The following is a 12,526-nucleotide window of genomic DNA, read 5'->3' as shown; positions in this document are numbered from 1 at the left end:
TCATAATCCTTGATAGTTCGCTACGTCATCTATCAGACCATTACGACCGATCAGACGGACTTCTGGCTCGAGCATAACACTGAATGCCTGTTCAACACGCTGCTGAATAAGCCGACACAACGCCAACACGTCATCTCCAGTCGCATGTCCTCGATTAACAAGCACGAGTGCCTGCTTATTATGAACACAACAGTCACCACAACAAGTCCCTTTTAAGCCTAAGCACTCGATTAGCCAGCCGGCGGCTAGCTTGTAACCAGAGTCGACTTCAAACCCGACGAGATTCGGGAAGTCCCCTATGAGTTGTTGATAACGCTCCACAGAAACAACAGGGTTTTTAAAAAACGATCCTGCATTGGGTATTTTATTAGGGTCTGGAAGCTTTGACGACCGAATAGCAATGACAGTGTCTGCAATTGTTCGTGCCGATATCGAGGCTTGGCTCTTAAGATCTGCGAGTGCAGGATAGCTTAAATTAGGTTGCCAAGCTTTTGGGATATAAAAATTAACGTGGGTAATAAGCCAACTACGCGGGTTCCTTTTAAATACACTATCGCGATAGCTAAAGTCACATTCATCGTTGGCTATTGTGTGAACTTCGCCTGTGGAAATGTGAATGGCTTCGACGCTTTGGATATACTGGCTCACCTCTACTCCGTACGCGCCAATATTTTGAACCGGTGCAGCACCCACTGAGCCAGGAATCAGCACAAGGTTCTCTAGTCCGTACATATTTTTAGCCAATGTCCACGTAACAAAGTCGTGCCAGTTTTCCTGCGCACCAACGCGAATATGCCAGCCAGACTGACTTTCTTGAAGCGATATACCTGTAATGTCGCTTTTTACTATAACGCCATCATAATTATCGACAAAGAGGGTATTAGTGCCTTCTCCTAAGATTAAGAAGCTATCCAAATCGCCCACACTTCGTGCATCGGCAACGCTCGTCACGTTAAACACTTCTGAAGCATAATTATTAATTTTAAAGCTGTGATGAGAAGCTAAAGGCCACACAAAAAAACCCCAAATCCAAAATAATCATCAGATTATATCATAACGCCGTAGCGTGCGCCTTGGGCGCACGGGCCGATATGGATTGTCGCGCACAATGCGCGACGTACGTGGCGCGGGCGTACCATCATGCGGACGTAGCGTGCGCATTCTGCGCACGGGGCGATGTGGATGGTCGCGCACAATGCGCGACGTACACGGCGCGGACGTAGCGTGCGCATTCTGCGCACGGCGCGGTGTGGATTGTCGCGCAAGATGCGCGACGTACGCGGTGCGGTGGTAGCGTGCGCCTTGGGCGCACGGCGCGGTGTGAATGGTCGCGCACAATGCGCGACGTACAGGGTGCGGGGGCGACGTGCGTCTGGCGAGCAGGCATAAAAAATCCCCCGTGCTTGCGCACGAGGGATTGTTTATTTGAAGTCTGGCGGTGTCCTACTCTCACATGGGGAGACCCCACACTACCATCGGCGCTGGTATGTTTCACTTCTGGGTTCGGAATGGAGCCAGGTGGTGCCATACCGCTATGGCCGCCAGACATAAACTGTCACAACATGGATTCGGCTGATTGTTTCGCCACTCTCTTATTCAATTCGATAAAGCGTCTTACGTGCTCAACAAGCAAACACCTTGGGTGTTGTATGGTTAAGTCTCACGGGCAATTAGTACGGGTTAGCTCAACGCCTTACAACGCTTCCACACCCCGCCTATCAACGTCGTCGTCTGCAACGACCCTTCAGAGCACTTAATGTGCTAGTGAGAGCTTATCTCGAGGCTCGCTTCCCGCTTAGATGCTTTCAGCGGTTATCGATTCCGAACTTAGCTACCCGGCAGTGCCACTGGCGTGACAACCGGAACACCAGAGGTTCGTCCACTCCGGTCCTCTCGTACTAGGAGCAGCTCCTCTCAACTCTCAAACGCCCACGGCAGATAGGGACCGAACTGTCTCACGACGTTCTAAACCCAGCTCGCGTACCACTTTAAATGGCGAACAGCCATACCCTTGGGACCGACTTCAGCCCCAGGATGTGATGAGCCGACATCGAGGTGCCAAACACCGCCGTCGATATGAACTCTTGGGCGGTATCAGCCTGTTATCCCCGGAGTACCTTTTATCCGTTGAGCGATGGCCCTTCCATTCAGAACCACCGGATCACTATGACCTACTTTCGTATCTGCTCGACGTGTCTGTCTCGCAGTTAAGCTGGCTTCTGCCATTACACTAACCGTACGATGTCCGACCGTACTTAGCCAACCTTCGTGCTCCTCCGTTACTCTTTGGGAGGAGACCGCCCCAGTCAAACTACCCACCAGGCACTGTCCCCACACCCGATTAGGGTGCTAGGTTAGAACATCAAACATACAAGGGTGGTATTTCAAGGATGGCTCCACACCAACTAGCGCCAGTGCTTCTAAGCCTCCCACCTATCCTACACATGTAGGTTCAATGTTCAGTGCCAAGCTGTAGTAAAGGTTCACGGGGTCTTTCCGTCTAGCCGCGGGTACACTGCATCTTCACAGCGATTTCAATTTCACTGAGTCTCGGGTGGAGACAGCGTGGCCATGGTTACACCATTCGTGCAGGTCGGAACTTACCCGACAAGGAATTTCGCTACCTTAGGACCGTTATAGTTACGGCCGCCGTTTACCGGGGCTTCGATCAAGAGCTTCGCTTACGCTAACCCCATCAATTAACCTTCCGGCACCGGGCAGGTGTCACACCCTATACGTCCTCTTTCGAGTTAGCAGAGTGCTGTGTTTTTAATAAACAGTCCCAGCCACCTGGTCACTGCGACCACCTTCAGCTTACGACGCGAAGTCTTCACCAAAGGTGGCGTACCTTCTCCCGAAGTTACGGTACTATTTTGCCTAGTTCCTTCACCCGAGTTCTCTCAAGCGCCTTAGTATTCTCTACCTGACCACCTGTGTCGGTTTCGGGTACGGTCAACATGTACCTGAAGCTTAGAGGCTTTTCCCGGAAGCAGGGCATCAATGGCTTCGCACCCGTAGGTGCTCGTCTCGTTTCTCGGCCTTAAGGGTCCGGATTTGCCTAAACCCTCAGCCTACTAACTTTCACCAGGACTACCAACGCCTGGCCCACCTAGCCTTCTCCGTCCCCCCATCGCAGTACATGTCGGTACAGGAATATTAACCTGTTTCCCATCGACTACGCGTTTCCGCCTCGCCTTAGGGGCCGACTTACCCTACCCTGATTAGCATGGGATAGGAAACCTTGGTCTTCCGGCGTGCGGGTTTTTCACCCGCATTATCGTTACTCATGTCAGCATTCGCACTTCTGATACGTCCAGCATGCTTCTCAACACACCTTCATCCGCTTACAGAACGCTCCCCTACCCAGTGTATGTATCCCGCAAACTACTCCGTTATCCGCAACTAGTGTTGGGACGCTTTCGCACATGCTGTGCGTAAGCGGAATAGCCTGTGGTGATACATACACTGCCGCAGCTTCGGTGTATGGCTTAGCCCCGTTACATCTTCCGCGCAGGCCGACTCGACTAGTGAGCTATTACGCTTTCTTTAAAGGGTGGCTGCTTCTAAGCCAACCTCCTAGCTGTCTATGCCTTCCCACATCGTTTCCCACTGAGCCATAACTTGGGGACCTTAGCTGGCGGTCTGGGTTGTTTCCCTCTCCACGACGGACGTTAGCACCCGCCGTGTGTCTCCCGGATAGTACTCTACGGTATTCGGAGTTTGCATGGGGTTGGTAAGTCGGGATGACCCCCTAGCCCAAACAGTGCTCTACCCCCGTAGGTATTCATCCGAGGCTCTACCTAAATAGATTTCGGGGAGAACCAGCTATCTCCGGGCTTGATTAGCCTTTCACTCCTAACCACAAGTCATCCCCTAATTTTTCAACATTAGTGGGTTCGGTCCTCCAATTGATGTTACTCAATCTTCAACCTGCTCATGGCTAGATCGCCCGGTTTCGGGTCTATACCTTGCAACTCGACGCCCAGTTAAGACTCGGTTTCCCTACGGCTCCCCTATTCGGTTAACCTTGCTACAAAATATAAGTCGCTGACCCATTATACAAAAGGTACGCAGTCACCCCACAAGGAGGCTCCTACTGCTTGTACGTACACGGTTTCAGGTTCTATTTCACTCCCCTCGCCGGGGTTCTTTTCGCCTTTCCCTCACGGTACTGGTTCACTATCGGTCAGTTGGGAGTATTTAGCCTTGGAGGATGGTCCCCCCATATTCAGTCAAGATAACACGTGTCCCGACCTACTCGTTTTCACTCACTATGCGCCGTCACATACCGGGCTATCACCGTCTATGGCTCTGCTTCCCAACAGATTCTGTTAACGCATTGTCAGCTTAAGGGCTGCTTCCCGTTCGCTCGCCGCTACTAGGGAAATCTCGGTTGATTTCTTTTCCTCCGGGTACTTAGATGTTTCAGTTCTCCGGGTTTGCCTCCAAGCACCTATATATTCAGTGCCGGATACTCTGTAAACAGAGTGGGTTGCCCCATTCGGAAATCCATGACTGATAACGACTCTTACTGTCTCGTCATGGCTTATCGCAAGTTAGTACGTCCTTCATCGCCTCCAACTGCCTAGGCATCCACCGTGTACGCTTAGTCACTTAACCATACAACACCTAAGATGTCTGCTATGCAGAACCTCGTGCATTGTATTGCAACTAAGATTGTTTGTTCTCGCTGTACACTTGTAAGATACGCCTCTACCAATTTGAATAAGGTTCAAGTAGAGTGGCATTTCATTACTTTATTACAATCAGCTTGTCCATGTTGTTAAAGAGCATGTAACGCAAAGTTACCGGTAAACATTCAGCTTTGAACGCTTAACGCTAACATCGCTATAGAGAAGAAGTGGTGGAGCCAAGCGGGATCGAACCGCTGACCTCCTGCGTGCAAGGCAGGCGCTCTCCCAGCTGAGCTATGGCCCCACAGACCCCAGGTCTGTCGGCACATCCAACAAAACCCGAAAAGGGAATTTCAAGCTGTGGCAAGGCCGCAAGGAGGACGCATGCACCAGCATGCGACGACGCAGCAACGCAGTTCACAGCGCAGAAATGGTGGGTCTGAGTAGACTTGAACTACCGACCTCACCCTTATCAGGGGTGCGCTCTAACCAGCTGAGCTACAGACCCAGTATAATTTAAGGCTTTATCTTGTGCCAAAGGCACAAGCTACCCCAATTCTTCTCTATTCATCAAACCAAGCAATCTGTGTGGACACTTACATCCATAAGCGAAGTGTAAGGAGGTGATCCAGCCGCAGGTTCCCCTACGGCTACCTTGTTACGACTTCACCCCAGTCATGAACCACACCGTGGTGATCGTTCTCCCGAAGGTTAAACTAACCACTTCTGGTGCAGCCCACTCCCATGGTGTGACGGGCGGTGTGTACAAGGCCCGGGAACGTATTCACCGTGGCATTCTGATCCACGATTACTAGCGATTCCGACTTCATGGAGTCGAGTTGCAGACTCCAATCCGGACTACGACGCGCTTTATGAGATTCGCTTACCCTCGCAGGTTCGCTGCCCTTTGTACGCGCCATTGTAGCACGTGTGTAGCCCATCCCGTAAGGGCCATGATGACTTGACGTCGTCCCCACCTTCCTCCGGTTTATCACCGGCAGTCTCCCCAGAGTTCCCGACCGAATCGCTGGCAACTAAGGATAAGGGTTGCGCTCGTTGCGGGACTTAACCCAACATCTCACAACACGAGCTGACGACAGCCATGCAGCACCTGTCTCAGTGTTCCCGAAGGCACCAATCTATCTCTAGAAAGTTCACTGGATGTCAAGGGATGGTAAGGTTCTTCGCGTTGCATCGAATTAAACCACATGCTCCACCGCTTGTGCGGGCCCCCGTCAATTCATTTGAGTTTTAACCTTGCGGCCGTACTCCCCAGGCGGTCAACTTAGTGCGTTAGCTGCGTTACTCACGTCTTAGTGACACGAACAACTAGTTGACATCGTTTACGGCGTGGACTACCAGGGTATCTAATCCTGTTTGCTCCCCACGCTTTCGTACCTCAGCGTCAGTCTCTGACCAGGTGGCCGCCTTCGCCACTGGTATTCCTTCCAATATCTACGCATTTCACCGCTACACTGGAAATTCTACCACCCTCTTCAGGACTCTAGCGTGCCAGTTCAAAATGCAATTCCCAGGTTGAGCCCGGGGCTTTCACATCTTGCTTAACACACCGCCTACGTACGCTTTACGCCCAGTAATTCCGATTAACGCTTGCACCCTCCGTATTACCGCGGCTGCTGGCACGGAGTTAGCCGGTGCTTCTTCTGTGGCTAACGTCAATTCAGCAAGCTATTAACTTACTGACCTTCCTCACCACTGAAAGTGCTTTACAACCCGAAGGCCTTCTTCACACACGCGGCATGGCTGCATCAGGCTTGCGCCCATTGTGCAATATTCCCCACTGCTGCCTCCCGTAGGAGTCTGGGCCGTGTCTCAGTCCCAGTGTGGCTGATCATCCTCTCAGAACAGCTAGGGATCGTCGCCTTGGTGAGCCTTTACCTCACCAACTAGCTAATCCCGCTTGGGCCCATCTCTAGGTGTGAGGCCCGAAGGTCCCCCACTTTGGTCCGTAGACATTATGCGGTATTAGCCACCGTTTCCAGTGGTTGTCCCCCGCCTAGAGGCAAGTTCCCAAGTATTACTCACCCGTCCGCCGCTCGTCAGCAAAGAAGCAAGCTTCTCTCTGTTACCGCTCGACTTGCATGTGTTAGGCCTGCCGCCAGCGTTCAATCTGAGCCATGATCAAACTCTTCAATTAAAAAGTTCAATCAACTCAATGAATTACGTGTGCTTGCTACCTCAGTAGCTAGACACTCATTCAAAAGTTGCAATATTTTTTGTTGCTTACTTTTGCAAGTGCCCACACAGTTTGCTTGGCTTGATATATTGTTAAAGAGCGTTGCTTCGTTCCCGAAGCAGGGATGCGTATTCTACATCCCTTTCTCGTCGCGTCAAGTACTTTTTTCTACTCTTTTCGACGACCGTGTCACACTGCGCTTCCGCGTCTTTCTCTGTGACAACGGCGGCGAATTATAGAGATCCTATTCACACTTGCAAGCACTTTTTTGAAATTAACTTCCAACTGGTTATTTATTGCTCGCTCTGGTTATTGTTCGAGCTTTTTCCCTGCTTTTCGTCCTTAAACTCGGCATCATCTTGCTCATTATCACCAACCACGTGTTCCAGCTTTAGTTTGTTTACGCTACGAATAGTTAATACCGGACCCGATAATGCATATAAGAAGAAAATACCGAACAGCACTAAAGAGGGCTGAGTTGCTACAATAACGAATGCCAACACAATCACTAAAATCACGACAAATGAGACTTTTCCTTTCCAGTCGACATCTTTAAATGAATGGTAGCGGAAGTTTGTAACCATCAGTAAGCCGGCAACAATAGTAACAATTGCCGCAAAGCCGCCTAAATCATTACCCGATATACCGTATTCAGTGCCGACCCAAACCAGCCCCGATACAACAGCCGCGGCACTTGGGATTGCGAGCCCCTGAAAATAGCGTTTGTCAGCACTACCTATATTAGTATTAAAGCGAGCTAACCGGAGTGCGCCGCCTGCCACGAAAATAAAAGCAGCGAGCCAACCCAATTTACCTAAGTCGGCCAATGCGTAGTTATACATGACTAACGCGGGCGCCATACCAAACGATACGATATCAGCCATGCTGTCATATTCAGCGCCGAAATCACTTTCAGTTTGAGTCATGCGTGCGACGCGACCATCTAATCCGTCAAAGATCATCGCAATGAAGATAGCCACGGCAGCTTCCACATAGCGCTCGTTCATAGAGGCAATGATCGCATAGAAGCCCGAGAACAAACCTGCCGTAGTAAATAGATTAGGTAATAAATAAATACCACGTCGTTTCTGTGAGCTCTGGCTTTCTACCTTACCCGACTCGTTAGCCATGTTTACTATTCCTCTTAAGTACGAAAAAAATTCAATCTGATTTGAGTTTAGCACAGCGCAATCAACGGTTAAAAATGCTTTAAAACACTATCAATAAAAAAGGAGGGGCTTCCCCCCTCCTTTATGCATTAGACGATAGTTGATTAACTAACACGCTACTCAATAGCTAAACGATTATCTGCTACATCAACATGAATCGTATCACCGGCTTTAAAATCTCCCGAAAGAATGCGCTGCGCTAACGGGTTTTCAAGTTCTTGTTGAATTGCACGTTTTAACGGGCGCGCACCAAACACAGGGTCAAAACCTGCAGACGCGATGAAGTCTAGCGCTTCAACACTTAATTCGATGCTCATGTCTCGGTCTTCAAGTCGAGCATAAAGACGCTGCAATTGCGCTTCTGCAATCGAGCGAATTTCTTCTCGACCTAGCGGATGAAACACAACCGTCTCATCAACTCGGTTAAGAAACTCAGGTCGGAAGTGACCCGCTAAGACGTCCATGACCATCGCTTTCATTTCATCATAGCTGTTATCAGACGCATGCGCTTGAATCAGATCGGACCCTAAGTTCGATGTCATAATGATCACCGTATTCTTAAAGTCCACCGTGCGACCTTGACCATCGGTCAGCCTTCCATCATCCAATACCTGTAGCAAGATATTGAATACGTCAGGGTGAGCTTTTTCGACCTCATCGAGCAAAATAACAGAATAGGGTTTACGACGAACAGCTTCAGTGAGGTAGCCGCCCTCTTCATAACCGACATATCCTGGAGGAGCTCCCACTAACCGTGCCACCGAGTGCTTCTCCATAAACTCGGACATATCGATTCGAACCATCGCATCGTCGGTATCAAACATGAAGTTTGCTAACGCTTTGGACAACTCGGTTTTACCCACACCTGTTGGTCCGAGGAATAAGAACGAGCCGATCGGACGGTTCGGATCCCCTAACCCTGCTCGAGAGCGACGAATAGCATTAGCGACCGCATCCACCGCCTCATTTTGACCAACGACTCGCTTGTGTAATAACGACTCCATCTGTACCAGTTTTTCACGTTCACCCTCGAGCATTTTGCTCACAGGAATACCAGTCCAACGTGACAGAACGTCCGCGATTTCCTCATCCGTGACTCGGTTTTTCAACAAACTCATGTCTTGCATCTCGGCTTGCAGCGCTAAATCCAATTGTCGCTCTAGCTCAGGGATACGCCCGTATTGCAGTTCCGACATACGATTTAAGTCACCAGCGCGACGCGCAATATCCATCTCAGTACGCACTTGGTCAAGCTGCGATTTAATGTGCTGAGTGCCCTGGACCGCCGCCTTTTCTGAGTTCCAAACTTCTTCAAGCTCGCCGTACTTTTTCTCTAGTTCATCGAGCTCATCATGTAAGTGTTCAAGACGCTTTTTACTCGCATCATCCTTTTCCTTCTGCAACGCCTGACGTTCCAATTTTAATTGGATAATACGGCGCTCTAAGCGATCTAAGTCCTCTGGTTTAGAATCAATCTGCATTCGGATGCTAGATGCTGCTTCATCAATCAAGTCGATGGCTTTATCCGGCAGCTTTCGATCACTGATATAGCGATGCGATAACGAAGCAGCCGCAACAATCGCTGGGTCAGTAATTTCCACCGAGTGATGGATTTCGTAACGCTCTTTCAAACCACGCAAAATAGCAATCGTGTCTTCCACGGTGGGCTCATCAACCAACACTTTTTGAAAACGACGCTCAAGCGCGGCATCTTTTTCAATGTACTGACGATACTCATCAAGCGTGGTCGCCCCTACACAATGAAGTTCACCACGCGCCAGCGCAGGCTTGAGCATATTGCCAGCATCCATCGCGCCATCCGCTTTGCCAGCGCCCACCATCGTATGTAATTCATCAATAAAGAGAATCACTCGACCCTCTTCCTTTGCCAGCTCGTTAAGCACAGCTTTGAGGCGCTCCTCAAATTCGCCGCGATATTTTGCACCTGCTAATAAGGCTCCCAGATCGAGCGATAAAACGCGCTTATTCTTGAGACCTTCTGGCACCTCTGCATTGATGATTCGTTGTGCCAGCCCCTCAACGATAGCTGTTTTTCCCACACCTGGATCACCAATCAGTACAGGATTATTCTTAGTTCGACGCTGCAATACTTGAATGGTACGTCGAATCTCTTCATCACGCCCAATCACAGGATCCAATTTGCCTTGCGCCGCTCGCTCAGTCAGATCAATCGTGTACTTATCAAGTGCTTGACGCTTTTCTTCGGCATTCGGGTCATCAACATTCTGTCCGTCGCGGATATCATTAATGGCCTTTTCCAAGGCGTCCTTCTTAATACCGAGCTTTTTAAACAACTCACCAAGCGGTCCTTTATCCTCAGTCGCTGCCAACAAAAACAGTTCGGACGAAATATATGCATCTTTACGTTGCTGGGCATACTTATCGCAAAGGTTTAATAACTTTGCGGTGCCTTGCGAGAGTTGAACTTCTCCTTCTGCCCCTTGCACTTCCGGCATTTTGTCGAGCAGTTTGCCAAGCTCTGAGCGGAACTGACTGATATTAGCACCAATAATGGTAAACAGCGGACGAACCGAGCCGCCCTCTTGATCCATGAGTGCCTGCATCAAATGTGCGGGTTCGATAAATTGATGATCTCGACCGAGTGCTAATGATTGTGCATCAGCGATGGCCATTTGGAATTTAGTAGTGAATTTATCGTGTCTCATAATTACTTCCTGAGTTAACTTTCTCTTAAAGCAAATATGGGTACTTTTTCGACACTTTCAAGTGATACAGATCAACTTCGCCAGATTAAAGATGCCATCCTGGCAGGCTCTTGGGCTCGACGCCAAGAATACCAAGCGTCGCTTTCACGATAAGTGCAGCGATTACTCAGTGTAACGTCAGATATACCCAGATTATTGAGCTGCTGCGTTGCGAGCCCTGATAAGTCGGCGAGCCATTTGCCCTCACCGTCTGGAATAAAATAGATATCCGCATTGATGTTGCGGCGGATAAATGCTGTGCGGACTTCGCTTCCCACTTGAAACATCGGCTGAGAAATTGCAGGACCAATCCACACGCTTAATTGATCTGCCTTAACCTTCATTGCAGTTACTGTATTTTTAATTATCCCTTCAACTAAACCGCGCCAGCCTGCATGAACCGCAGCAATGCGATCACCATCCCGCGTGCACATTAATATAGGTAAACAATCAGCAGTCAATACCGCACACACACTCGGTTGATCAGACCAAACAGCATCGCAGGGTTCGCTAAGCGCACCGACATGAGATACCTGTGTTGTGTGCTGCTGTTGCAACCAGCGCACGTGAAAAGGCAAGTTAAGTTCTCGTCGAAGCTGCTCGCGTCGGAGTATTACAGCGGCAGGGTCATCACCCACATGGGCAGCCAGGTTACCCACTGTACGTGTGGTAACCGCCGCTGAAATACCTGGGGGTAAAACCCAATCAGGCGTCAGAATGCGCTTCAAGGTCATCTTTCATGCTTTGAATCAGTGCTACAAAGTCATCAGGACGTGGGGCTTCAAAACTCATCCAGTCACCGGTTATAGGGTGGTGAAGCGATAGTTTTGCTGCATGCAATGCTTGTCGACTAAAGCCACGTAGCGATGCCAAAAACTCATCGCTCGCCTGTTTAGGTGGACGCGGACGCCCGCCATACGTTAAATCGCCAACTAACGGGTGACGAATGTGCGCCATATGAACGCGAATCTGGTGTGTACGACCACTTTCTAGTCTCAGGCGGAGTAACGTATGCGCTCGAAACCGCTCCACAACTCGATAGTGAGTGACTGCAGGCTTACCTGAACTAACAACCGCCATATGCGTCCGTTTGGTGGGATGTCGACCGATAGGTTCATCAACCATCCCACCCGCGGTCATTACCCCGTTACACACAGCTTCATATTCACGAGTAATTTCACGCTTTTGCATCATATCAACCAACTGAATCTGAGCTGGAATATTACGCGCCACCACCATTAAACCTGTGGTGTCCTTATCCAAGCGATGAATAATACCTGCCCGCGGAACATGATCGATATCAGGGTCGTAATGCAATAGGCCGTTTAACAGAGTGCCGTCAGGGGCTCCGGCTCCTGGATGAACCACCAAACCGGCTGGCTTATTGATAATTAAGATGTCTTCATCCTCATAAACAATATCAAGCTCAATCGGCTGTGCTTGGTAACGCTCCTCGCGCTCAAGTTCAGCATCGATAGCAACCAACGCGCCGAACTCTAGTTTTTCGCGCGGCTTTTCAATAACCTGAGCATCGACAGAGACTTTACCCTCTGTGATCCACTTTTTCATGCGCGAACGAGAATAGTCTGGGAACAACTCAGCCAATATCTGGTCTAAACGCTTCCCCGCGAGGGATTCAGGCACGATGGCCTCTAGTTGAATAGTTTCATTCATAAATTTTTTTCGACTGTCAAAGAGTATTGTGCTGGGTTAGAATGCGGATTATCTATTAATTATGATAGTGTAACTTGTTACACTGAACTTTGCACAGGCAAAACACCGCTTATCTAAGTGACTGAC

At 49.6% G+C, this 12,526-nt stretch carries 5 protein-coding genes, 2 tRNA genes and 3 rRNA genes; all 10 read right to left on the bottom strand.

What is annotated here, in order from left to right:
• Entirely contained in the window at positions 1–1,014 is a 1,014-nt protein-coding gene (gene murB, locus AC3AP5_RS01545) for a UDP-N-acetylmuramate dehydrogenase (protein ID WP_487326927.1), read from the bottom strand.
• A 416-nt stretch (positions 1,015–1,430) separates the two neighbouring features.
• Positions 1,431–1,546, bottom strand: a 5S ribosomal RNA gene (gene rrf, locus AC3AP5_RS01540).
• Positions 1,547–1,649: 103 nt separating this feature from the next.
• Positions 1,650–4,620 (bottom strand): 23S ribosomal RNA (locus tag AC3AP5_RS01535).
• A 242-nt stretch (positions 4,621–4,862) separates the two neighbouring features.
• Positions 4,863–4,938, bottom strand: a tRNA-Ala gene (locus tag AC3AP5_RS01530).
• Positions 4,939–5,065: 127 nt separating this feature from the next.
• Positions 5,066–5,142, bottom strand: a tRNA-Ile gene (locus AC3AP5_RS01525).
• Between the two features lie 108 nt (positions 5,143–5,250).
• Positions 5,251–6,792 (bottom strand): 16S ribosomal RNA (locus AC3AP5_RS01520).
• The 16S, 23S and 5S rRNA genes sit together here with 2 tRNA genes alongside, the layout of an rRNA operon.
• A 332-nt stretch (positions 6,793–7,124) precedes the next feature.
• Positions 7,125–7,961 (bottom strand): CDP-diacylglycerol--serine O-phosphatidyltransferase, encoded by an 837-nt coding sequence (gene pssA, locus AC3AP5_RS01515; protein WP_272978550.1) that lies wholly within the window; start codon positions 7,959–7,961, stop codon positions 7,125–7,127.
• A gap of 155 nt (positions 7,962–8,116) precedes the next feature.
• Positions 8,117–10,687: an ATP-dependent chaperone ClpB gene (gene clpB, locus AC3AP5_RS01510; protein WP_006956158.1), complete on the bottom strand. Its 2,571-nt coding sequence runs from the start codon at positions 10,685–10,687 to the stop codon at positions 8,117–8,119.
• 71 nt (positions 10,688–10,758) lie between these two features.
• Entirely contained in the window at positions 10,759–11,460 is a 702-nt protein-coding gene (gene pgeF / locus AC3AP5_RS01505) for a peptidoglycan editing factor PgeF (protein ID WP_487326926.1), read from the bottom strand.
• A complete protein-coding gene (gene rluD, locus AC3AP5_RS01500; protein WP_487326925.1) occupies positions 11,432–12,400 on the bottom strand; it encodes a 23S rRNA pseudouridine(1911/1915/1917) synthase RluD in 969 nt (322 codons plus the stop codon). Before rluD ends, pgeF begins: the two co-directional genes overlap by 29 nt.
• Between the last annotated feature and the right edge of the window lie 126 nt (positions 12,401–12,526).

It is taken from the genome of Idiomarina sp. D18 (genome assembly GCF_057748155.1).
This window is presented reverse-complemented; position numbering and strand designations above follow the sequence as displayed.